The 22,622-nt window shown below is 65.6% G+C and carries 24 protein-coding genes; 11 read left to right on the top strand and 13 right to left on the bottom strand.

Going from position 1 to position 22,622, the window contains the following annotated elements; translation table 11 throughout:
- Positions 1 to 109 precede the first annotated feature (109 nt).
- The 3 genes from TS85_RS14055 to TS85_RS14045 form a co-directional block, all read right to left on the bottom strand.
- The gene (locus TS85_RS14055; protein WP_155006423.1) at positions 110 to 1,030 is read right to left on the bottom strand and encodes a hypothetical protein; all 921 of its coding nucleotides are present in this window, start codon (positions 1,028 to 1,030) and stop codon (positions 110 to 112) included.
- A gap of 245 nt (positions 1,031 to 1,275) precedes the next feature.
- Entirely contained in the window at positions 1,276 to 3,900 is a 2,625-nt protein-coding gene (locus TS85_RS14050) for a glycoside hydrolase family 3 C-terminal domain-containing protein (protein ID WP_173426235.1), read from the bottom strand.
- 99 nt (positions 3,901 to 3,999) lie between these two features.
- Entirely contained in the window at positions 4,000 to 7,128 is a 3,129-nt protein-coding gene (locus tag TS85_RS14045) for a TonB-dependent receptor domain-containing protein (RefSeq protein ID WP_044332984.1), read from the bottom strand.
- Between the two features lie 271 nt (positions 7,129 to 7,399).
- Between TS85_RS14045 and TS85_RS14040 the strand changes: the two genes are divergently transcribed.
- Together TS85_RS14040 and TS85_RS25870 are read left to right on the top strand one after the other, a co-directional pair.
- Complete coding sequence (locus TS85_RS14040) at positions 7,400 to 8,407, top strand: LacI family DNA-binding transcriptional regulator (RefSeq protein WP_044332981.1); 1,008 nt, start codon at positions 7,400 to 7,402, stop codon at positions 8,405 to 8,407.
- An 89-nt stretch (positions 8,408 to 8,496) separates the two neighbouring features.
- The gene (locus TS85_RS25870; RefSeq protein ID WP_173426234.1) at positions 8,497 to 8,664 is read left to right on the top strand and encodes a hypothetical protein; all 168 of its coding nucleotides are present in this window, start codon (positions 8,497 to 8,499) and stop codon (positions 8,662 to 8,664) included.
- Positions 8,665 to 8,729: 65 nt separating this feature from the next.
- Here the strand turns inward: TS85_RS25870 and TS85_RS14035 are convergent, their stop codons facing one another.
- Positions 8,730 to 10,022, bottom strand: coding sequence for an MFS transporter (locus TS85_RS14035; protein WP_044332978.1), 1,293 nt, complete (start codon positions 10,020 to 10,022; stop codon positions 8,730 to 8,732).
- Between the two features lie 117 nt (positions 10,023 to 10,139).
- Here TS85_RS14035 and pgsA point away from each other — a divergent pair, with 117 nt between their 5' ends.
- From pgsA to TS85_RS14010, 5 genes are read left to right on the top strand one after another with little or no spacing between them, the layout of a single operon-like run.
- Positions 10,140 to 10,706 carry a CDP-diacylglycerol--glycerol-3-phosphate 3-phosphatidyltransferase gene (gene pgsA / locus TS85_RS14030; protein ID WP_044332976.1) on the top strand — a complete coding sequence of 189 codons (567 nt, stop codon included), beginning with the start codon at positions 10,140 to 10,142 and terminating at the stop codon, positions 10,704 to 10,706.
- On the top strand, positions 10,706 to 10,963 hold the full coding sequence (gene moaD, locus TS85_RS14025) for a molybdopterin converting factor subunit 1 (RefSeq protein WP_044332974.1): 258 nt from the start codon (positions 10,706 to 10,708) through the stop codon (positions 10,961 to 10,963). The genes pgsA and moaD overlap by 1 nt, the downstream gene beginning before the upstream one ends.
- Positions 10,960 to 11,397 (top strand): molybdenum cofactor biosynthesis protein MoaE, encoded by a 438-nt coding sequence (locus TS85_RS14020; RefSeq protein WP_044332972.1) that lies wholly within the window; start codon positions 10,960 to 10,962, stop codon positions 11,395 to 11,397. The genes moaD and TS85_RS14020 overlap by 4 nt, the downstream gene beginning before the upstream one ends.
- 33 nt (positions 11,398 to 11,430) lie before the next feature.
- Positions 11,431 to 11,694, top strand: a complete 264-nt coding sequence (locus TS85_RS14015) for a ribbon-helix-helix domain-containing protein (protein ID WP_044332969.1) — start codon at positions 11,431 to 11,433, stop codon at positions 11,692 to 11,694.
- Positions 11,691 to 12,005 (top strand): type II toxin-antitoxin system RelE/ParE family toxin, encoded by a 315-nt coding sequence (locus TS85_RS14010; protein WP_227698491.1) that lies wholly within the window; start codon positions 11,691 to 11,693, stop codon positions 12,003 to 12,005. Before TS85_RS14015 ends, TS85_RS14010 begins: the two co-directional genes overlap by 4 nt.
- A gap of 1 nt (position 12,006) precedes the next feature.
- Here the strand turns inward: TS85_RS14010 and TS85_RS14005 are convergent, their stop codons facing one another.
- From TS85_RS14005 to TS85_RS13990, 4 genes are all read right to left on the bottom strand, one after another.
- On the bottom strand, positions 12,007 to 12,912 hold the full coding sequence (locus TS85_RS14005; RefSeq protein WP_044332965.1) for a hydrogen peroxide-inducible genes activator: 906 nt from the start codon (positions 12,910 to 12,912) through the stop codon (positions 12,007 to 12,009).
- A 215-nt stretch (positions 12,913 to 13,127) separates the two neighbouring features.
- On the bottom strand, positions 13,128 to 14,711 hold the full coding sequence (ahpF, locus tag TS85_RS14000; protein WP_044332962.1) for an alkyl hydroperoxide reductase subunit F: 1,584 nt from the start codon (positions 14,709 to 14,711) through the stop codon (positions 13,128 to 13,130).
- 118 nt (positions 14,712 to 14,829) lie between these two features.
- Entirely contained in the window at positions 14,830 to 15,393 is a 564-nt protein-coding gene (gene ahpC / locus TS85_RS13995) for an alkyl hydroperoxide reductase subunit C (RefSeq protein ID WP_044332961.1), read from the bottom strand.
- A gap of 115 nt (positions 15,394 to 15,508) precedes the next feature.
- Positions 15,509 to 15,691: a hypothetical protein gene (locus TS85_RS13990; RefSeq protein ID WP_044332960.1), complete on the bottom strand. Its 183-nt coding sequence runs from the start codon at positions 15,689 to 15,691 to the stop codon at positions 15,509 to 15,511.
- A 63-nt stretch (positions 15,692 to 15,754) separates the two neighbouring features.
- Here TS85_RS13990 and TS85_RS13985 point away from each other — a divergent pair, with 63 nt between their 5' ends.
- Complete coding sequence (locus tag TS85_RS13985) at positions 15,755 to 16,381, top strand: class I SAM-dependent methyltransferase (RefSeq protein WP_044332958.1); 627 nt, start codon at positions 15,755 to 15,757, stop codon at positions 16,379 to 16,381.
- 19 nt (positions 16,382 to 16,400) lie between these two features.
- On the opposite strand, the gene TS85_RS13980 is transcribed toward TS85_RS13985, so the two are convergent.
- Entirely contained in the window at positions 16,401 to 17,165 is a 765-nt protein-coding gene (locus tag TS85_RS13980; RefSeq protein WP_044332955.1) for a sulfite exporter TauE/SafE family protein, read from the bottom strand.
- Positions 17,166 to 17,325: 160 nt separating this feature from the next.
- On the opposite strand from TS85_RS13980, the gene epsC reads away from it, so the two are divergent.
- Together epsC and TS85_RS13970 are read left to right on the top strand one after the other, a co-directional pair.
- Complete coding sequence (epsC, locus tag TS85_RS13975) at positions 17,326 to 18,021, top strand: serine O-acetyltransferase EpsC (protein ID WP_044336304.1); 696 nt, start codon at positions 17,326 to 17,328, stop codon at positions 18,019 to 18,021.
- 12 nt (positions 18,022 to 18,033) lie between these two features.
- Entirely contained in the window at positions 18,034 to 18,369 is a 336-nt protein-coding gene (locus tag TS85_RS13970; protein ID WP_044332952.1) for a DUF2794 domain-containing protein, read from the top strand.
- Between the two features lie 6 nt (positions 18,370 to 18,375).
- On the opposite strand, the gene TS85_RS13965 is transcribed toward TS85_RS13970, so the two are convergent.
- The 3 genes from TS85_RS13965 to TS85_RS13955 all read right to left on the bottom strand — a co-directional run bounded on the left by TS85_RS13965 (position 18,376) and on the right by TS85_RS13955 (position 20,316).
- Positions 18,376 to 18,828, bottom strand: a complete 453-nt coding sequence (locus tag TS85_RS13965; protein WP_044332950.1) for a nuclear transport factor 2 family protein — start codon at positions 18,826 to 18,828, stop codon at positions 18,376 to 18,378.
- A 54-nt stretch (positions 18,829 to 18,882) separates the two neighbouring features.
- A complete protein-coding gene (locus TS85_RS13960; protein WP_044332948.1) occupies positions 18,883 to 20,001 on the bottom strand; it encodes a hypothetical protein in 1,119 nt (372 codons plus the stop codon).
- Positions 20,002 to 20,067: 66 nt separating this feature from the next.
- Positions 20,068 to 20,316 (bottom strand): hypothetical protein, encoded by a 249-nt coding sequence (locus TS85_RS13955; protein ID WP_044332946.1) that lies wholly within the window; start codon positions 20,314 to 20,316, stop codon positions 20,068 to 20,070.
- A gap of 241 nt (positions 20,317 to 20,557) precedes the next feature.
- Here TS85_RS13955 and TS85_RS13950 point away from each other — a divergent pair, with 241 nt between their 5' ends.
- On the top strand, positions 20,558 to 21,490 hold the full coding sequence (locus tag TS85_RS13950; RefSeq protein ID WP_044329758.1) for an IS110 family RNA-guided transposase: 933 nt from the start codon (positions 20,558 to 20,560) through the stop codon (positions 21,488 to 21,490).
- Between the two features lie 191 nt (positions 21,491 to 21,681).
- Here the strand turns inward: TS85_RS13950 and TS85_RS13945 are convergent, their stop codons facing one another.
- Entirely contained in the window at positions 21,682 to 22,572 is an 891-nt protein-coding gene (locus TS85_RS13945) for an SDR family NAD(P)-dependent oxidoreductase (protein ID WP_044332943.1), read from the bottom strand.
- Between the last annotated feature and the right edge of the window lie 50 nt (positions 22,573 to 22,622).

The raw sequence follows: 22,622 nt of genomic DNA, 5'->3' as shown, positions 1-22,622 counted from the left end.
GCGGCGTCCAGTTGCTGGCCATGTCGAAGCAAACGTGTTCCGCCCGACGATCTAATCGGTCGGTGATAATTGTGTTCAGTCTAACTAAAGGTCTCGGGGTTCGGCTTTATCAAACTGCATTGAGGCGCTCTATGGTCGGTTTCTCGGTTACAACCTTCGTCTGGTCGCGCTCATTGTAAGCGACCGCAAATTCCTCGTCCGTCCAATCGCCGTCGCCGTAATCTGGCTGATCGTAAAACTCCCAGCCCTCCTCCGTGAGGCCCATGCCGAATAGCGGCCCGACGAACGGACAGCGCGGGATGAAATAGGTCGCGACGAAGGGGTGATCCTCGTACGCCTTTCGGATGAAGCAATGTCCCAGCGTGCCGGAAATAAACCATGGCCGCTGGGCGAAACTGCCGAATTGCTGCTCAATGATGGTGCGTAGATGCTGGATCGCCGCCAGCGCGTCGTCCCGGAGCGTGCTGTAGGTGCTCACGTTGAAGTGAATGGAGCGATGACGTAGCGCTTTCAGCGCGCGAAATTCCTTGACCGCCTCGGGCAAGAGAATGCTCCATGCCTCCAACGCATCGATTGGCATATCCCAGTTGTCGAAGGAGTTTTTACGATACACGTGCCGATATTGGGGTGTGCTTTTAAAATAATCCCGCATGTCTAATATAAGGTGGTTTAGGATTCGCTCCCCCAGCGCGCAAGCACCTACTAGCGCTGGGTAATAGTAGCCCATCACGAATGCGCTGCGTACCTGCTGATTGAAGGCGTTGTGGTATGACAGGACCGAAAATGGCTTGGTACCGATCGCGATGAAGTTTTCGATTTTGGCGTCGATTGAGTGCTCGCCGAACTCATGAATCATGCTTTCGCGGTGACTCGCCTGGTTTAGGCGGTGCATTTCAAGGCGCTCGGGCTCCCAATCGTCAAGAGCGACCTCGCCCATAGTTAGCGCGCGCGAGTCGAAATCGAAACTCCAGCTCAAGTGCCGCCGGCGACCAGCATCGGGTATGCGCGACTTGCCTTCGCTAATCGGCATCTGGGACTGGATATCGACTATCGTGGGTCGTGTGGTCCGGAAGACAGCCATTATGCAGTCATACTCTACTGAACGACGTACGCTAGCCAGGGCCGTCCCCAATTCTAGTTGTTCGCGACAGCCCGTTTTCGCAGGTGTTAAACGATCGGGACTGCCTCTCGCCGGAGCCCGTCACCCTCACCCTTCCGCGGCTTTGCCGCTCCCTCCCTCTCCCGCCGGGAGAGGGAGGGTGGGTCGACCTTCGCCTATTCCGGCAGCGCCTGGCTGCCCTTCACCGTGAAGCTGGCGCGGGTCACGGGGGCGCCGGTGTCGGGTTGGCCGCCGCCGATCGTTAGCGTGTATTTGCCCGGTGCGACGATGCGCTTGCCCTCTGCGGTCACGCTGGAGAGGTCGCGGGGGTCCAGGTCGAAATGGACTGCCTTGCTTTCGCCGGGCGCGAGGGTGATCCGGCGGAAGCCGCGCAGGGCGCGGACCGGCATTGCGGGGGCGTCGGGGAAGTGCAGGTAGAGCTGGGCCACTTCGTCGCCCGCGACTGCGCCTTCGTTGCGCACCGTTACGTCGACGCCCAGCGTCGCCCCTGCGGCGATCGTCGCCCCTGTCAGCTTGACCGGCGAATAGCCGAACCTGGCGTAGCTGAGCCCATGGCCGAACGGGTAGAGCGGCTTGCCGGTGAAGTAGCGATAGGTGCGGCCCGCCATGCCATATTCGCGGAAGGGCGGAAGCTGGTCGGCGCTCTTGTAGAAGGTCACCGGCAGGCGGCCCGAGGGGTTGTTGGCGCCGGATAGCGTCTGCGCGATCGCGGTGCCGCCTTCCTGCCCCGGATACCAGGCATCGACGATCGCATCGGCATTCTCCGCCGCCCAGTTCACCGCCAGCGCCGAACCGTTGAGCAGCACCACCACCAGCGGCTTGCCGGTCGCCTTCACGGCCTTGAGCACGTCTTCCTCGGGCGCGGGCAGATCGATGCTCGACCGGTCGCCGCCGATGAAGCCGGGGATGTTGACGGTCATCTCCTCGCCTTCGAGCGCGGAGGTGATGCCGACCACGGCGACGACGAGATCGGCGTCCTTCGCGGCGGAGACCGCCTTGCCCAGCGCGTCGGCGCGGATCTCGTTCCACAGGAAGCGCGGGGGGAAGCGTCCGGCGGCCTGTTCGATCCGCACGGCGTGGCGTTCGCCTTTTCGGAAGGTCATTTCGGTGAGGTTGGGGCCGCGCTGCTGCTGGTCCGTGTTGTCGGCGACGAGCTTGTCGTCGATCCACAGCTTGGCGTTGCGGCCCTCGATCCCGATCCGGTATTTGCCGTCGGCCGGGGCGGCGACCGAGCCGGTCCAGCGCGTCGAGACGGTCGCCACGCCGGGCAGCGCGGCGGGGGCGTTGCGATCGAACATCACGCGCGCATCGATGCGGGTGAGCGCCGGATCGCCGCTGAAATCGGCATTCGCCCAATATTGGCCGCGCAGCCCCGGCTGGCCATCGGGGGTGGTCAGCGCGCTGGTGGGCACGGGTTCGGCGAGGCGCAGGAAATCGGTGCCGGGCTCGAACACGATCTCCGCCCCCGGATATTCGGCGCGCAGCCCCTCCAGCGCGGTCACCGGCTTGAGCGGGGTGCCGCGATAATTGCCGAGCAGCACGTCGACCTGATCGGCGAGCGGGCCGACCACGGCGATCTTCTTTACCTTGGACGGCGCCACCGGCAGCACGCCGTTATTCTTGAGCAGCACCATCGAATTGCGCGCGAGCTTGAGCGCCAATGCCTTGTGCGGCGCCGAATTGAGCGCGGAATCGGGGATGGCGGCGTAGGGGCCGGTGCCGGCGGGATCGAACATCCCCAGCCGGATGCGCGCGCGGAACAGGCGGCGGAGCGAGGTGTCGACGACGCCCTCGGGCAACAGGCCGCTGCGCATCGCCTCCAGATAGCGATCATAGTCCGACGTCGCACCGGCGGTGCGGCCATATTCGGCGCAGTCATTATCGACGCCGAGCTTCATCGAGAGCGCGGCCGCCTCGGCATAGCTCGCGACATAGTGATGGCCGCGCTGGATGTCGGCGATCGAGTCGCAATCCGACACGACATGCCCCTTGAACCCCCAGGCATTGCGCAGCCGCTGGGTCAGCAGGAAGTCGCTGGCGCAGGCGGGCTGGCCGTTGACCGAGTTGTAGGCGCACATGATCGACTCGACCTTGCCTTCGACCACCAGCGCGCGGAAGGCGGGGAGGTAGGTGTCCTCCATGTCGTGGAGGCTTACGGTGATGTTGTCGCTGTGCCGCGTGGGTTCGGGGCCACTGTGCACCGCATAATGTTTGGCGGTGGCGGAGACGCGGTAATGCAGCGGGTCGTCGCCCTGCATGCCCTGCACGAACGCGATGCCCAGCTTTGCGGTGAGGAACGGGTCCTCGCCATAGGTTTCCTGGCCACGGCCCCAGCGCGGATCGCGGAAGATGTTGATATTGGGGGACCAGTAAGTGAGCCCCTGCATGATCCGGTGCGGCTGGCCCGATCGTTCGACCTGGTTCCAGCGGACGCGGCCCTCGGTGCCGATCGCTTCGCCCATCGCCTTGATCGCATCGGGATCGAAGGTCGCGGCGAGGCCGACCGGCTCGGGGAAGACGGTGACGAAGCCGTTATTGGCGACGCCGTGGAGCGCTTCGCTCCACCAATTATATTCGGGGATGCCGAGGCGCGGCACGGCCCGCGCCTGGTTGACGAGCTGCGACGCCTTTTCCTCCTGCGTCAGCCGCCCGACGATGTCGTCGACGCGCTGGTCGATCGGCAGCGTGGGGTCGCGAAAGGGAAGGGTCGGGGGCGCGGTCTGCGCGAGGGCGGTCGAACTTGCGAGCATTGCGATCGCCAGGCTGAGGGAATTGCGCATGATGCTCTCCGGGGGGGAAGGGGGTCGCGTCGGGGTTCGCCGCAAACAAAAAGCCGCTCCCCGGCGGGATGCCGGGGGGCGGCCATTAGTTGGGGTGACTTAGAACTTCACGCGGAGACCGACCGAAGTGAGCCGGCCCAGCGGGTTGGAGACGAAGGCGTTATAGCCAAAGCCCGCGCCGGTGATCCCGCCGACATTGCCGTTGTAGAAGGGCGGGTCCTTGTCGAACACGTTCTGGACATCGGCATAGATCTGCCAGCCGCGCATCAGGCTCTCGCCGCCGATCGTATATTGAAGGTGGAGATCGAAGATGTTGTTCGGGCGGACGCGGTCGCCGCCGCCGCTGGGATTGCCGTTCGCGTCACGGGTGATCGCCGCGATCGACTGGCCCCAGTTGCGATAGGCGCCGGTGTAGTTCCAGAATATATCGGCTGCGAAGCCGGAATATTCCCACCCGAATTGCGCGCGGTTCTTGAACGCCACCGACGGGAAGGTCGTGTTGAACCCCGAGGTATTCAGGATCGAGAAGTCGGGGCTGCCGGTGAAGCTCTGACGGAACTTGGTGAACCAGGTAAACGCAGTGCCCAGCGAGAAGCGGCCGACGCCGGTTTCGGGGGTACGGTAGCTGAACGACCCGTCGATGCCGTCGAGGTTGAGATCGAGTGCGTTCCGCGACGACTGGTCGATCATATAGGCCACCACCAGCGGCACCGTGCCGCCGATCGTCGCACCGTTCGGGATGTTGGCGAAGGTGTTGACCTGATCCGCGGTGCAACCCGTGGGCTGGGTGCAGAGCGTCAGCAGGTTGCGCAGACCGGCGGCGTTGACGATCGCGTCGGGGCTGGGCGAACTCACGCCGCCGATGAAGGTGTTGTGGAAATAGGTCACCGCGGCCATGAAACCGGGCAGGAAGCGCGGCGCGAAGTCGACGCCGACCGACCAGCTGCGCCCCTTTTGCGGGACTTCGTTGGTGAAGCCGCCGCCGAGCTGACGCCGCATCGCGCCGACGGCGCTGCCGTCCGCCGCCTGTCCGGTGCCGATCTGGCACCGCGCATTGGCGACCGCAGCCACGTTCGCCGCGGTGCAGGGCGTGCTCGATACGTTTCCGCTGGCGTCGAGGATGCGCGCGCCGGGCACGCTGACGACGTTCGGGAAAGCCGAGACGGGCACGTTGAGCGCGCCCGTCGGCCCGACCGAGCCCGAGGCGTAGAGATAGCCCTGGCTGGGGTCGCCGATCACCCCGATCGGCGGCGCCACGAACGCGCGCGAATAGTTGCCGCGGAGCTTGAGCCCCTCGACCACTTCCCAGTTCGCCGCGAATTTCGGGTTCGACGTGTCGCCGACGTCACTGAACTTGTCATAGCGACCCGCGATCGACACGTCGATCTTGTGGATGAAGGGGATTTCCATCTCCGGACCGACGACCGGGATGTAGACTTCGCCGTACACCGACTTGACGTTGCGGCCATATTCATAGTTGCGATAGCCCGAACCCGTCGTCGTCGGGCCGGTATTGTTGCCGCCGATGAACTTCTGCTGCTGGTCCTGCCAGAAATATTCGCCGCCGATCGCAACCTTCAGATCGCCGCCGGGCAGTGCGAACAGCGCGCCCTGCAAGTCGAGTTTGACCTGGTTGAACTGGTTGAGGTTCGTATTGCCTGAGTCGTTCGAATAGAGCGAACGCTGGACCGCCGCCGAGGTGCGGTTGGTCGGGCTGTCGAGGCGGCGCCACACATCGATGGCGTTGGCGGTGGTCAGCGGCAGGTTGAGCGCGACGACATTCTGCCCCGCGACCGCCGATGCCAGCACGTTGCCGTTCTGAGTGGTGCCGTTCAGCGCGAGGTTGGCGCAGGCACCGCAGAAGGTGTTGAGCGCGTCCGTGCCCGAACGGTTCCAGCCTGCTGCGTCGCTGAAGGTCAGCGACCATTTGTCGTTGATCGCGTAATTGGCGACGAAGGTCGCATAGATCACGTCGGCCTGCGTTCGCGTCTCGCCATAATCGCCATCGGCGCGCAGCGCGAGGACGTTGACGTTCTCGATCGTCGTGGTCGGCGCGCCGGCCGGTGCCACGAAGAATGGGTTGTACTGATCGGGGAAACGATTGGTCGCGCCGCCGGTAGCGCCCGCGCCATAGGCAAGCGCGTTGATCGTGCCCGGCGTCCCCGGCGAATGCGTGCGCTGGCGATTATAGTTCAGCGTGAACTGCATCGACACCTTGTCGCCGAAATCATTGACGACTTTCATGTAGACGTTGCCGCGGCCCTGGCCGGGGACCATCACGCTGTACAGCGAGTTGTTGCACGGCGCGTTGGCGCCGGTATTGGCGACCGACGAAGTGGCGTTCGGGCCCAGGAACACCTGGTTGGCGATGTTGGAACCGGCGGCGCCGCCGCGCTGCTGGACGGTGATCGTCGCGTCGGGGCACGAGAAGCTGAGGTTGTTCGAACCGCCGAGCGAGCGATAGTCGCCGCGGCTGGTGAACGGGCGATCGCGGTTGTACAGGATGTTCTGCTCGGTCCACGATCCCGCGACATAGACGCCGCCGGTGCCCCAGGTCTTGCCCCAGATGCCGCTGACCGAAGTGTTGCGGTAGCTGTCGCCGAAGCCCTTCTGGACGTTCATTTCGAACCCGTCATAGGTGCGGCGCGTGATGTAGTTGACCACGCCCGCGACGGCGTCCGAGCCATAGGCAGTCGAGGCGCCGTCGGCGAGCACTTCGACGCGCTGGATCGCGCTTACCGGGATGATGTTCGGATCGGTCTGGTTGAACTGCTGGCCGCCGCCGGGCAGGCGCAGGCCGTCGACAATCACCAGCGTGGTGTTGGACGACGAGCCTGCCAGGCTGTGGATCTGCGGCGAGTAATAGGAATATGCGCTTTCGGCCTGCGCCAGCGATCCCGACGTCGAGATCGAGGGCACGGTGTTCACGAGCTGCGACAGGTTGACCGGCGCGGTCTTCTCGATCGTCTCGAGGCCGACCGACACGAGGTTCGAACCGACCGGGGCGACGCCCTTGATCCGCGAACCCGTGACGATGATTTCCTGGTTGGCGATGGTCTCGGCGCTTTGCACCGGCGCCGGCACCGCAGGCCTGTCCTCCTCTGCCTGCACGGGCTCGCTGCTCGTTGGCGGCGGCGTGGTCTGCGCGTGCGCAGCCCCCCCGACGACCAGCGCAGCAGCCAGCGCAATTGCAGACGCACCTCGAGCGTAGTTTTCCAATCTAGGCATGTTAGCCCCCTCTCCTGTGTTTTTATATATCTTATCGTATATGATCTGATCATATGCACGGACGGTATGAGTCGTCAACGTTAGTCCGACAAATAGAATCTGATCGCGGATATTGCGGCTATGTTCGATAGTTGCGCTGCCCCGGCATCAGTATCAGATGCTCGGAGCGGCGTCGGGATCGGTGCCGGCGGAACTCGGCGCTTGCGTCAAGGCAGCGGTGTCAAATAAGCGTGCGACACCCGAGCGCATTCGCATTCGGCGGGGGAACGATATGAGCGGACGTCCCACGATCAAGGAAGTGTCGAAGATCGCGGGGGTCTCTTTCAAGACCGTGTCGCGCGTGCTCAACAACGAAAAGCATGTCAGCGAAGAGACCCGCCGCCGGGTCGAGGAAGTCGTTGCCAGGCTTAATTTTCGCCCCAGCCACGCCGCGCGCACGCTGGCCGGGCGGAAGTCGTTCCAAGTCGCGCTGCTCTATGACAATCCCAGCCCCTATTATGTCTTCCACACCCAGGCCGGCGCGCAGCAACGCTGCACCGAGCTGGGATTTCGCCTGTTGCTCCAGCCGGTTGACAGCCAGTCGGGCGATCTGGTCCAGAACGTCCTGGCGCTGATCGACGAGACGCATCTCGACGGCCTGATCCTGTCGCCGCCGGTTACCGAGGCGACCGCATTGCTCGACGAACTGGACCGGCGCGGCATCGCCTATGTTCGAATCGCTCCGGGTATTCGCAAGGGCGCGGGGATGGCGACGTCGATGGACGACGTCGCCGCGGCGCGGGAACTGACCCAGCATTTGATCGGGCTGGGGCACCGCGATATCGCGTTCATCAGCGGGCCCGAAAGCCACGTGTCCTCGGCGGATCGCCTGCAAGGCTATCGCGCCGCGTTGGAGGCCAGCGGGATCGCGTTCGATCCGGCGCTGGTGGTGGCGGGCGATTATAGTTTCGCCTCAGGGGGCGAATCGGCGCGCATGCTGCTCCAGCGGGATCCGCGCCCGACTGCGATCTTCGCCGGCAATGACGACATGGCGGCGGGCGCGCTGGCGGTTGCGCATGAAGCCGACATTGCGATTCCCGACGCGCTGTCGATCGCCGGGTTCGACGATTCGGACCTGGCCCGCGCGGTGTGGCCGCCGCTGACGACGATTCGCCAGCCGGTGCGCGAACTGGCCTGGGCCGCGGCGGACCTGATGCTTTCGGGCAATGCCCCGAACCCGCTGCTTACCCTCGGCCACGAACTGATGGTCCGCGCGACGACAGGACGCGCGCCGGGCTGATCCGGACGTTTCAAATGTTTCGAAGCTGGACTCGCGCCGTCGCGATTGCGGGCTGGCCCAATTCGTAAACAAGGTGTTAACTCTTCGGCATGCAACGCCATGTCGCACTTGCGGTAGAGCCCCGCCGCCACCCGTTCCGCACCCATGTGCGCCGAGTCGCGGCCTATGAGCAGCGGATGCGCGACGATCGCGACGTGCGGTTGTTCGTGCTGAGCTTCGCCGCGTTCTTCATCTGCATCTCGACCTTCATCCTCTGACCAGGTCGGCGCGAGGCTGTTGGTAGCCTGAAGGCGTAGCCGGCCTCAGGGTAGCGCGTCGGGCCTCAGGGCAGCGCGTCCGGCACATGCGGCGCGTCCTCGGCCTTGTGCAGCCGCCATGCCGCAACCGCCGAGGCGAGGCACAGCGCGAATACCACCCAGATCGCATCGTCGACGCTGACGCCGGGGATGTTGGTGATGCCGAAAATCCCCACCGATCCCGCGACCATGAACCCCGAATTGACGATGTTGTTCGCCGCGACGGTGCGCGCTGTCTGCGACTTTTCCACCGTGGTCGTCAGAAAGGCGTAGAGCGGCACCACGAACATCCCGCCGGTGATCGAGATCGCCGACAGGTCGACGAGCACCCGCCACGCCGACGGCATCGAAATGAAGTCGATCGTCTTGAGCAGCGGCCCGTCATGGATCGGCCAGAAGCGCGCTGCGAAGTGGAAATCGGCGACGAACACCGCCATCGCGAGCACCGAGGCGACGGCGTATTTGGCCGAGACATGCCCCTTCAACAGCCGGTTGATGATCACCGATCCGATCGCGATCCCGACCGAGAAGATCGCCAGGAAGACGCTGGCGACGTCCTTTTGCGAATGGAACACGTTCTTGACCAGCGGCGGGAACAGCACCGCGAGCACCGCGGCGATCGTCCAGAACACGCTGATCGCGATGATCGCGAGGAACAGCCGCCGGATGTGCATCGTCGCGGCGATCAGCCGGTAGGACGATCGGAAGATGTTGAAATCGAGCTTTAGCGAGACCAGCGGCGGGGCGGGCGGGATCTTCAGCGAGGTGAACCAGCCGAGCGTCGCGATCGCGATGACCGTAATCGCCGCCGCGGTGGGGCTGATCAGGCCGCCGGCGATCGTGCCACAGAGAATCGCGATATAGGTGCCGGCCTCGACCATGCCGGTGCCGGCGAGCACCTGGTCCTCATCCAGATGCTGGGGCAGCACCGCATATTTGATCGGGCCGAAAAAGGTCGAATGAATGCCCATCCCGACCAAGGCGACGAGCATCAGCGGCAGGCTTTTGAGGAAAATTCCCGCCGCGCCGACCAGCATGATGCCGATTTCGGCGGCCTTGATGATCCGCATGATCCGCGCCTTGTCGTAACTGTCGGCAAGTTGCCCGGCGAGCGCGGAGAAGAGGAAGAAGGGGAGGATGAAGATGCCGGTGGCGATGGCGCTGAACTTGGTCTCCGCCTCGACCGAGCTGAAGATCTGGTACGTCGCGAAGAATACCATCGCGTTCTTGAACAGATTGTCGTTGAACGCGCCCAGGAACTGCGTGCAGAACAAGGGCAGGAACCGGCGCTCCTTCATCAAACCGAGCGCACCGATCATTTCTTCTCCAAACCTTTCAACAGCGGAAACCCGCCGGCGAGGCGCCGACATAGCCGAGCGGCACGGACCCCAGCAACGCTTATTCCGCTTGAGGCTAGAGGGTGTTACAGCGCGCGGATGCTGACGCTCCCCAATATCCTCACTTTGTCGAGGATCGTCACCGTGCCGCTGCTGGCGGCATTCCTGTGGTGGCCTGAATGGCGGGCGGGCTATGCCGTTGCCTTCGCGATCTACTGCCTGATGGGCGTAACCGATTATTTCGACGGCTATCTTGCGCGCGCGCAGGGCACCGTTTCGAAGCTCGGCGTGTTCCTCGATCCGATCGCCGACAAGATCATGATCGCCGCGGTGATCCTGTTGCTGGTCGGCAAGACGACGGCGACGAGCGGGATCACCGGGCTGCATCTGGTCGCGGCGCTGGTCATCCTGCTGCGCGAAATCACGGTGTCGGGGCTGCGCGAATTTCTGGGCGGGATCCAGGTTTCGTTGCCGGTGTCGCGGCTGGCGAAGTGGAAGACGGCGCTCCAGCTGGGCGCATTGGGGCTGCTGATCCTGGCCGGTGCGGTCCCCGAATGGGGATGGGTGCAGCAAATCGGGCTGATCGCCCTGTGGGGGGCGGCGGTGCTGACCGCGATCACCGGCTGGGACTATCTGCGAGTCGGACTGAAGCACATGGACACGTGATGGCGATCACGATGCTCTATTTCGCCTGGGTGCGCGAACGCATCGGCACGGGGCAGGAGCGTGTCGACCCGCCCGAAGCGGTGGTCAATGTCGCCGATTTGATCTGCTGGCTGGCCGAACAGGGCCCCGGCCATGCCGCCGCCTTTGCCGAGCCGGCGCGGCTGCGCGCGGCGATCGACCAGAAGTTCGTGGCACTCGACGCGCCGCTGGCGGGCGCGCGCGAAGTGGCGATCTTTCCGCCGGTGACGGGCGGATGATTCGCGTCTCGGTCGATCCCGCGCCGATCGAGCTGGCGGTCGAAGTCGCGGCGCTGGAGGAGCGCGGGGCGGGGGGCGTGGCGAGCTTTACCGGCGTGGTGCGCGGCGACGACGGCGTGACCGAGCTGATGCTCGAACATTATCCCGGCATGACCGACGCGACGCTGATCGCGCTGGCCGAGGCGGCAACGGCGCGCTGGCGCCTGTTGGGCGTGACGATCGTCCACCGCGTCGGGGCGATGGTGCCGGGCGACCGCATCGTCTTTGTCGGCACGGCGGCATCGCACCGGCGTGAGGCGCTGGAGGCGTGCGCGTACCTGATCGACCGGCTCAAGACCGACGCCCCCTTCTGGAAGCGCGAGCGGCGCGGGGACGATGCCGCATGGGTGGAAGCGCGGGCGAGCGACGGGGACGCGGCGGCGCGCTGGGGCTAGCCGTACAGGATATTCCAGTTTATCTTTACGGCCATGTCCAAGCCGATGAACCTCAACGTCCGCATCTCCGGCCCCCTGAGCGATTTCGTGTCGCGCAATGTCGGGGAGGAGGGGCTGTACGAGAATGTCAGCGAATATGTCCGCGACCTGATCCGCCGCGACAAGGAGCGAGTCGAGCGCGAGATGTTCGAGGCGCTGAAGGCCGAACTGCAGCGGGCGTTCGCCTCGCCGGAGGAGGATGCGGTGTATGTCGATCGCGAGTCGTTCCTAGAACGGCTCCGGGCGCGGCACCGGTGAGCCTCTATCGGCTTTCCCCGATGGCCGAGGGGCAGGTCGCCGACATTTATGGGTATACCCATGCGGAATGGGGAGCGGATCAGGCGGACCGTTATTACAACACGCTGTTCGATTGCTTCGATGCGATTGCCGATCGGCGCGTGGCATGGCGGCAGATCAGCCCCGCCTTCGGCATCGGGGGCTGGTTCTGTCGGTGCGCGCATCATTTCGTCTATTGGCGGCAAAAGATAAGTGGCGAGATCGAGGTGGTCGCCATTGTGCACGAACGCATGCACCAGATGGAGCAACTGCGCGCGGCCTGGGAGGCGTAGCCTAGCCCCTCCGCGTCGCCGCGAGCACTTCCGCCAGCAACCGGAAGTCGCGCTCGCGGGGGCTGGCCTTGCGCCACACCAGCGCGATGTGGCGCGAGGCGTTGAGTGCGTCGAGGGGGCGCGCGGTGATGTGGGTATGGTCCAAAATCCCTGCGTCGATCGCCATTTCGGGCAGCATCGTCAGCCCCAGCCCGTTATCGACCATCTGGACCATCGTGTGCAGCGAGGTGCCGAGCATCGTCGCCTCGGCGCGCAGTTCCGGGCGGTTGCATGCGGCGAGCGCGTGGTCCTTCAGGCAATGCCCATCCTCGAGCATCAGCAGCCGCGTCTCGTCGATGTCGGCGGGGCGGATCGAGGGGGTGGGGTCCATCTCGCCATCGGGGAAGGCGACGAACAGCCGGTCGTCGAACAGCGACGCGGTTTCCACTTCGCCGCACGCAAAGGGCAAAGCGAGCAGCACGCAATCGGTGCGGCCATGGTGGAGCCCCTCGCACGCCTGGCCGCTGGTTTCCTCGCGGAGGAACAGCTTGAGGTCGGGATAGTCCTTGCGCAGCCGCGGGAGGATGCGTGGCAGCAGGAAGGGGGCGATGGTGGGGATGACGCTCATCCGCATCTCGCCCGACAGCGGCCGCCCGGCGGCGCGGGCGAGGTCGCCCAGTTCATCCGCCTCGCGCAGCACCCGCCGCGCCTTTGCCACGATCCGCTCGCCCAGCGGGGTGAAGCGGACAACGCGCCGGGTCCGCTCGACCAGCACCACGCCAATCAGCGTCTCCAGCTCGCGGATACCCGCCGACAGCGTGGACTGGGTGACGAAGGTCGCCTCCGCCGCGCGCCCGAAATGCCCCGAATCGTGGAGCGCGACCAGATATTGGAGCTGCTTGAGCGTCGGGAGGTAGGTGGCGGCCAGTGATCGTCTCCCTCGATTAGTTTTATGCTATATAGTGACTGCTACGATTTTTCACCTCAAACTCCCCTCCCTTTCAAGGGAGGGGGCGGGGGTGGGTGGCGAGCGCAGCGAGCCTCCGCCGCTATCGGACAAAGGAAAAGGCCGGGGGATCGACCCCCGCCCTTTTCCGCACCCACCCCTTGATCCCCTCCCTTGCAGGGAGGGGAAAGAGGCCGTCACGCCGCCGCTTCGACCAGTTCCTCAGCGGGCAGGCGGATCAGGTAGTCGAATGCGGACAGCGCCGCGGTCGAGCCTGCGCCCATCGCGATCACGATCTGCTTGTACGGCACCGTGGTCGCGTCGCCCGCGGCGAAGATGCCCGGCTGGCTCGTCTCGCCGCGCGCGTCGATTTCGATTTCGCCGCGCGGGGTGAGGCCGATGGCGTCTTTCAGCCATTCGGTGTTCGGGACCAGCCCGATCTGGACGAAGATGCCTTCCAACTCGATGTCGTGCTCGGTGCCGCTGTTGCGGTCCTTGTAGCTGAGCCCCGACACCTTCTCGCCATCGCCATTGACGCGGGTGGTCATCGCCGAGGTGAGGATCTTGACGTTGGGCAGGCTGGCGAGCTTGCGCTGGAGCACCGCGTCGGCGCGGAGCTGGCTGTCATACTCGATCAGCGTGACGTGCGCGACGATGCCCGCCAGGTCGATCGCAGCCTCGACACCCGAATTGCCGCCGCCGATCACCGCGACGCGCTTGCCCTTGAACAGCGGGCCGTCGCAATGCGGGCAGTATGCCACGCCCTTGTTGCGATACTCGTCCTCGCCGGGCACGTTCATCTGGCGCCAGCGGGCACCCGTGGAGAGGATCAGCGCCTTGGCCTTCACCCGCGCACCGTTGGCCAGCACGACTTCGTGCAGCCCGCCTTCGCTCCGCGCCGGGATCAGCTTTTCGGCGCGCTGGAGGTTCATGATGTCGACGTCATAGTCCTTGACGTGCTGCTCCAGATGCGCGGCGAGCTTGGGCCCTTCGGTGTGGCTGACCGAGATGAAATTCTCGATCCCCATCGTGTCGAGCACCTGCCCACCGAAGCGTTCGGCGACGATGCCGGTGCGGATGCCCTTGCGCGCGGTGTAGATTGCCGCCGCCGCGCCCGCCGGGCCGCCGCCGACGATCAGCACGTCGAACGGGTCCTTCTGCGCGATCTTTGCCGCCGCCTTGGCTTCGGCGCCGCTGTCGATCTTCGCGACGATCTGCTCCAGCTCCATCCGGCCCTGGCCGAACGGTTCGCCGTTGAGGAACACGGTGGGTACCGCCATCACCTTGCGGCTGGTCACTTCGTCCTGGAACAGCGCGCCGTCGATCGCAGTGTGGCGGATGCGCGGGTTGAGCACCGCCATCAGGTTCAGCGCCTGCACCACGTCGGGGCAGTTCTGGCACGACAGCGAGAAATAGGTTTCGAATTCGAAATCGCCGTCCAGTTCCTTGACCTGCTGGATCAGCTCCTGCGCGGCCTTGGACGGGTGACCGCCGACCTGGAGCAGTGCGAGCACCAGCGAGGTGAACTCATGCCCCATCGGGATGCCGGCGAAGCGCACGCCGATATCGGTGCCGGTGCGGCGGATCATGAAGCTGGGGCGGCGCTTGTCGTCGGCGGCGGGGACGACGCTGACCTTGTCGGACAGCGCGGCGATTTCGTTCAGCAGTTCGCCCAGCTCGCGCGACTTGGCATCGTCGCCCAGCGAGGCGACGAGCTCGATCGGCTCGCGGATGTTCACGAGATAGGCTTTGAGCTGCTGCGTCAGAGTGGCGTCGAGCATGGGGGAAACTCCTGAAACTGTGTGAAAAAGCGCTGGGCTCTCACAAAATAGAAACGGCCCGGGGCGGGAGGGATGTCCGCCCCGGGCCGCGTAAGCACCCGAAAGGGGGGGCGGGTGCTTAGATCTTGCCGACCAGGTCGAGCGACGGGGCCAGGGTTTCTTCACCCTCTTCCCACTTCGCCGGGCAGACTTCGCCGGGGTGCGACGCGATATACTGCGCAGCCTTGATCTTGCGGAGCAGCTCGACTGCGTTGCGGCCAACGCCTTCCGAAGTGATCTCGACGAGCTGGATCACGCCCTCGGGATCGACGACGAAGGTGCCGCGATCGGCCAGGCCCTGGCCCGCGCGCAGGATGTCGAAGTTGTTCGAGATCGTGTGGTTCTGATCACCCAGCATGAAATAGTCGATCTTGCCGATCGCGGGCGAGGTGTCGTGCCATGCCTTGTGGCTGAAATGCGTGTCGGTCGAGACCGAGTATACTTCGACGTTCATGCCCTGGAGCGTCGGATAGATGCCGGCCAGGTCTTCGAGCTCGGTCGGGCAGACAAAGGTGAAGTCCGCCGGGTAGAAGAAGAATACCGCCCACTTGCCCTTGACGTCGGTGTCGCTGACCTCAACGAACTTGCCCTGCTTATAGGCCTGGGTGGTGAACGGCTTGATCGTGGTTCCGATGAGCGACATGCGGTAGTTCCTCCGAAGCGGTGGTTGGGTACGAGAGGTGATATAGGCCGCCGTACCGCGCTTGGGAAATTGGAAGGTCCGCTCGGAGTGATCGAGTTAATCACTCAATAGGCCGCTATTGATCGACGGGGCGCTGGATCGCGCGCTTCCCCTTGGTCCGGCCCGTCAGGTGGAACTGGCCGCACCGATCGCAGCGATAGGGGCGCAGGACGATCGTCGCCTCCTGCGCCGCCGCAATCGCCGCCTGTCCAGAAGCGAAGCGCCGCTTGCGCTGGCAGACGCTCAGTTTGGTGCGCATTGCCTTATCCCTGTTCCGGTCCGACCCCATTGCACGCGGTGGCGCGCTTGCTAGGCTGGCCCCATGGTGCCCTCGCCCCCGAACCCGGCTGCCTATGATCAGGCGACGCTGGACTTTTATGCGGAGCATGCACCTGCCTATGTGGCGAACGGCAAGGCCCGCGTCAGCCGCTTTCTCGAAGACTTTATGCGGGCGCTGCCTCCCGGCGCCCATGTCCTTGAACTCGGATGCGGCAGCGGCCGGGACGCGGAGGCGCTGATCGCCCATGGCTTTGCCGTCGACCCGACCGACGGAATCCCGGCGATGGCCGCTTTGGCCGAGCAACGGTTGGGCCGCCCGGTGCGGGTGCTGCGCTTCGACGCGCTGTCGGCGATTCGCGCCTATGACGCGGTCTGGGCCAATGCCAGCCTGTTGCACGTGCCGATGGCGGCGCTGTGCGACGTCCTAGCGCTGATATTCCGGGCATTGAAGCCGGGCGGGCTGCACTTCGCGAACTATAAGGTCGGCGGCGGCGCGGGGCGCGATTCGCTGGGACGCTATTTCAACTATCCGGACCGCGCTGCGCTTGCGGAGGTCTATGCGCGTTCGGCGCAGTGGGACGGCGTATCGATGGTCGGCTATCTCGGTGGCGGCTACGAAGGGGGCGCTGCGCCATGGACGGCCGTCACCGCGCGGAGACCGATAGAATGACCCGCCGGGTCCGCATGGCTTAGCCCACGAGCGCCCGATACACGGTATAGGCGCTGGTCAGCGTCAACAGCACGCCCACCATCGCCATCAGCGGTCGTGCGGGCACGCGCTTGGCGAGGAACCCGCCAAACGGCGCCGCGATCAGCCCGCCGATCAGGATGCCGAGCGTCTGAAAGGTGAACGCCGCGAACCCCAAAGTCGCGATGAACGTCGCCGAAATCGTCGCGGTCAGGAAAAACTCGCTGGTGTTGACGGTGCCGATCGTCGTGCGCGGCGAGGCGCCCTGGACGAGCAGGTTCGACGTCACCACCGGCCCCCAGCCGCCGCCGCCCGCCGCATCGAGAAAGCCACCGGCAAGCCCGAGCGGCTCGATGATCTTGGGCTCGCGGGGCTCCACGGCCCCGCGCCATGCGCGATAGAGCAGATAGAGGCCGATCGAGGTGAGATAGGCCATCACGAACGGCTTCGCCGCCGACGCATCGATATTGCTGAGCACATAGGCGCCCAGCGCGCCGCCGATCATGCCGGGGATCACCAGCCGGAAGAACAGCCGCCAGTTGATGTTGCGATGAAGCACATGGCTGGCCCCCGACGCCGCCGTCGTGAACGTCTCGACCGCATGGACCATCGCCGAGGCATGCGCGGGGGGGACGCCCAGGAAACTGACCAGCAGCGTCGAATTGATGATGCCGAACGCCATGCCCAATGCGCCATCGACCATCTGCGCCGCGAAGCCCACCGCGATGAAGGGCAGCAACGCCGAAAGGTCCACTCCGAAGATCATCCGCGCCCTATGCCATTGCCCAGTCGTCGCGTGGGAAATGCCGTGCCGGGGGCCGCATCACAAGACACATAGTGTTTACCGGCAACAAGCGCGGGCAGGGGGCGTTCTGGAAATTCGGGCGCCGATGCACTAGATGGGCGCGATAAAGGGGACTCCGGCCATGTTCCAGCGTCTGACGGCCTATATCGATTCGATCCGCGCGCGCGATCCCGCGCCGCGTTCGCGTGCCGAAATCCTGCTCTATCCGGGCGTGTGGGCGCTCGGCTATCACCGCATCGCGCATGCGCTGTTCCGGCGCCGCTGGTATTTCGCGGCGCGCGCGGTCAACCACTGGTCGCGCTGGATGACGGCGATCGACATCCATCCCGGCGCCACGATCGGGCGCAATTTCTTCATCGACCATGGCTTTGTCGTGATCGGCGAGACCGCGGAGATCGGCGACAATGTCACGATCTATCAATGCGTCACGCTAGGCGGGACCAGTCCGGACAATGGCGTTGCGGGCAAGCGGCACCCGACGCTGATGGACGGCGTGATCCTGGGTTCGGGCGCGCAGGTGCTGGGGCCGATCATTGTTGGCGAGCGCGCGCGGGTCGGCGCGAATGCCGTGGTGACCAAGGATGTGCCCGAGGGCGCGGTGATGGTCGGCATCCCGGCGCGCTCGACCTTGGTCGAGGCGCAGGCGTGGCAGCGCGATTTCGTGCCCTATGGCACGCCGTGCAGCGAGATGTTCGATCCCGCGACGCAGAAGCTGGAGCTGATGCGCTGCGAACTGGAGACGCTGCGCAAGCGGCTGGACACGATGATCGCCGAGCGCGCGAGCGAGGATCGTTCGGAGCAGCGCGATCGTGCCTGATCAAGGCGCTTGATGGGCACCGTCACGCCGCTGCCGCTGGGCGCGCCGGGGCAGGTCGGGTTCGAGCGGCTGGAGCTGAACCGCATCCTCGACCTGTACGGGCGGATGGTCGCGGCGGGGCATTGGCGCGACTATGCGATGCAGTTCGACAAGGATGCGGCGGTGTTCGCCGCATTCCGCCGCGCCGCCGAGCGTCCCGAATTCCGCATCGAGAAACGCCCCGCGCTGCGCAATCGCCAGGGGATGTGGGCGTTGGTCGGCGAAGCCGGCGCAGTGCTCAAGCGCGGGCACGAGCTTGGCCCGGTGCTCGCGCCCGTCGAGCGGCGGTTGATGAAGCTGGTCGAGTAGCGGCGCTCAGTTCGCGGCAGGCTTGAGGCGCAGCGGCGTATAGTGCGCCGATGCGAGTTTCCATGCATCACCCGAACGCAGCGCCAGGAAGGTGGCGCGGAACGCCACCGCGCGCGGCGGCTGCCCCGGGGCGCCGGGGAGGTCGAAGCCCAGCCGCGCGATGACCGTCGCGGCATTGCCATGCTGACGCACGAACGGTTCGCAGACCATCGTCGCGGGGGCGGGACGCTTCTTGTCCGCGGCGTAGAAGCCGAGGAACGCATCGCGCTGGTCGAGTTCGCCCAGCGGAGACACCTCGGCATAGTCCGGGGTCGTCAGCTCGGCGAGGCGCGCCTGGTCGAACTGCTCCTCGGCGGCGACGAATTCGGTCACCAGCCGGATCAGCGGCGCATCGGCGGGGGCGGGTGCGGGCAGCGCGGAGGCCGGGCAGGCGGCGGCGAGGAGCAGGGACAGGGGCATGCTGTGGCTTTCGGTACGAGGAGGCCGGGGCGTTGCTGCCCCGGCCCATAAGCGTCAGGCCGGCACCATCTGCTGGGTCGGCGGGAGCTGGTCGCGCAGCCCGCCCAGCAGCGCGACGACGTTGCGCCGCATCGGCTGCCAGAAGGCCGAGAGCGTCAGCAGCGCCGATCCGATCACCAGCGCCGTCAGCGCCGCGGCCAGCTCGATCGCGCCGCTGGTCTGGAACAGCGAATACATGGCCCACAGCACATAAACGAGGCTGGAGACGAGCAGCGCGCGGCGATCGACGGCGAGCGCGACCAGCCCGAACCCGACATAGAGCGCGATGACCAGCGCCGCCATCGGCGCGGCGAGCGCGCCGTCGAACACGCCGAGCATGTGGAAGATCGGATGCGCGATCAGCGGGGCTGCGGCGAGATGGAGCCAGAAGGCGACGTCGGAGCGGCGCGTGCGGCGCTCCAGGTCGCTCATGTCCCAGCGCATCGCGACGGCGAACAGCACCAGCCCGGCGGCGAGCAGGATCGGATTGAGCGCATCGCGCGAGGCGGGGACGAACGCCGTGATCGCGCCGATCGCGACGGCGACGAGCGCGAGTGCGCCCACCGCCACGGTGATCGGCACCATGAACCGGCGCCAGTGGAGCCAGGTCGCGCCCGCGGTGAGCACGCCGACGAGCACGCCGATCGTCCCGGCGAGCTGGCGCTGTTGCAGGTCAGTGGTGAGGCCCAGCTGTTCGGCGAGCCAGGGTGCATTCGCGCCGAACACCGCGCCCAGCCCGACAAAGGTCCCGCCCGCAAAGCCGAGCAGCAACAGGATGCTGGGCAGCGCCATGCGGCGGCGGCGCGTGAAATACTCGCCGAGCAGCCAGCTCGTCGCGGCGACCGGGAAGGCGGCGAGCGCGGTCGCTACGCCGACCTGTCGCGGGCCGGCATGCGCGCTAAGCGCCATGGCCTTGTCGCCGACGTAAAAGCCGATCCACGCCACGGCGACGAGGATCAGCGCCATCGCAATCGCGACGAAAATGTCGTTGAACCCGGTCAGCAGCCGGAAGCTTTCCTCGTCCACCGCAGGCGCGGATCGCGTCGCGGCAACATGGTTTCGGATCGCATTCGCAGTCTCGGGCGAAATCACGCCCGCCTCGACGGCGCCTGCCAGGTCGCTCTCGCTATACATGGATCGGTCCTCCTTGTGCGGCCAAGGATAACAGATGTGTATTAGTGGTGCAATACGCCGTTACGGCTACCGCGTAACCGGGGTCAGCTTGAACCCGATGCGGACGCCGAAATGCGCGCCAAGCCACAGTGTCGGCCTGCGATCGGCGGTCATGGGGTCCGGGCGATCGGGCATCCGCGCGATTCGATCGGGCGGCGGGGCACAGACCAGAATTTCGTCTGGGCCAGCCTTGCACAAAGGCTTTGCGAAAAGCCGCGAGGGCGTCGGGACTTCATCGCTATCGACGGTCTGGAGCAACAGCAGCAGCGCAAGCATCGCGGCACCTCCGAGGGCAGAGCATATGGAGGCGCGCGCCTTCTTTTCACGCCGTCATGCTTGTAACTTGCCAACTGCAGCATTGCATGAAGAATGCGGTGCGGCTTCGGCGGGAAGTTCGAATCATGCAAGGGTTGCAGAGCCCGTAGTTCAGCGTGAACAGCCCGCTGTAAGGTCATTGAACCCGAACAGTCGCTTGGGCCTCTGCAAGGCAAGCCCGATTGCGCAAGCCCGGGAGACGATGACCATGACGTATGTGGGTATCGATGTTTCGAAGGATCGCCTGGACGTCCATGTCTCGCCCGCGGGCGAGGCCTGGACGGTCGGGCGCGATGCCGAGGGTCTGGAGGCGCTGGTCGCGCGACTGGGCGTATCGGCCCCGTTGTGCATCGGGCTGGAGGCGACCGGGGGCTATGAGACGGTGGTGGCTGCCGCGCTGGGGGCAGCAGGCTTGCCGGTGGCGGTGATCAATCCCGCGCAGATCCGCCATTTTGCGCGCGCATTGGGCAAGCGCGCCAAGACCGACCCGATCGATGCCGCGGTGATTGCGCGCTTTGTCGAGGCAACGCGCCCGCCGCCGCGCGCACTGGCGGATACCGAGACGCGCGCGCTGGCCGACCTGGTGGCGCGGCGCCGGCAGATCATCGCGATGATGGTGAGCGAGCGCCAGCGGCTGCGGCGCGCAACGCTTCTGCCGCTGCGCAAAAGCATCGAGCGCCTGCTGGCTGCGCTGCAAAAGGAACTGTCCGACCTTGAACGGACGATCGACGAGGCCGTGCGGGGCTCGCCCTTGTGGCGCGATCAGGAGGCGCTGCTGACCTCGATCCCAGGCGTCGGCCCGACCACCGCCCGCACGCTGCTTGCCGAACTGCCCGAACTCGGCCAGCTCGGACGCCGCCAGATCAGCGCGCTCGCCGGCGTCGCGCCCTGGACCCGCCAGTCCGGCCAATGGCGCGGAAAGGCCATGATCGGCGGAGGACGCCCCACCGTCCGCTCGGCCCTCTTCATGGCCGCACTCGTCGCCAGTCGCTACAATCCCGTGCTCCAGGCGCTCTATCAGCGCCTCATCGCCAGCGGAAAACCCAAAAAGGTCGCCCTGATCGCCCTCGCCCGCCGCCTGCTCACCTTCGCAAACGCCATCCTGAGGAGCAAATCCCCATGGCTCGCCGCTTGACGCCAAAGACAGTCGCTGAACTTGTTTCAGCATCCACCGCGCAGCAAGCGAATGCAAGGCAAGTTGCACGATGGATGCTGAAACAAGTTCAGCATGACGGGAAGGTAAAGCAGAAGACCTTGTCTTCAGAGCGTGATGGCCCTGTCGCGCGGAGCGAGCCGCAATCTTCGCGGTGCTGCAAACCGAAAGCGTCAGCCCTGCAGCTTGCCGAGGATCAGCATCGTCTGTTCGGCGCCCGATCCGGGGACGATCTCGCCTGCGCGGTCTATGATCTGCGCCCATTGCGCGGCGACGCTTTCGGGCGTGGGCTCGTGGAGCCGGGCGCCCTGGGTCAGCGTGACATAGGCCGCCTGGACCACCCCGCCGCCGGCGCCCACGATCATGTTGCTCGGCGCCTCGTCGGACACGAGGAACAGCGCCGCAGGGGTTACATTCTCGGGCGCGAAGGCCTTGAACGCGGCTTCGGGGAAGATGTCCTCGGTCATCCGGGTCCCCGCGACCGGGGCGATGGTGTTGACGCGGATGCCGTATTTGGCGCCTTCGAGATGCAGCGTCTTGGCCAGCCCGGCCAGCCCGAGCTTTGCGGCGCCGTAATTGGCCTGGCCGAAATTGCCGTACAGCCCGCTCGACGACGCGGTCATCAGGATGCGGCCATAGCCCTGGTCGCGCATCGTGTCCCACACCGCCTTGGTGCAGTTCGCCGATCCGATCAGGTGGACGTTCACCACGAAGGCGAAGTCCGCCGGCTCCATCTTGGCGAAGCTCTTGTCGCGGAGGACGCCGGCGTTGTTGATCAGGATGTCGATGCGGCCCCAGCGCGCCTTGGCGGCCTCGACCATCGCGACCATCTGGTCATAGTCGGTGACGCTGCCGCCGTTGGAGAACGCCTCGCCGCCCGCCGCCTCGATCTCCGCGACCACCTGTAGCGCTGCGTCCGAATGGCCCGAGCCGTCGCGCGCGCCGCCGAGATCGTTGACGACGACCCTGGCCCCGCGCCGCGCCAGTTCCAACGCATAGGCACGGCCAAGGCCACCGCCCGCGCCGGTGACGATCGCCACCCGGTTCTCGAAGGAAATCGTCATGGAAGCGCTCCCGCTGGTGTCGAGAAACGCTTCCTAGACTCTATCGGTGA

Origin of the sequence: Sphingomonas hengshuiensis (genome assembly GCF_000935025.1) — a bacterium.
Lineage (GTDB): Bacteria > Pseudomonadota > Alphaproteobacteria > Sphingomonadales > Sphingomonadaceae > Sphingomonas > Sphingomonas hengshuiensis.
Note: the sequence above shows the minus strand (reverse complement) of the source record. Positions and strands in the feature narration are given on the sequence as shown.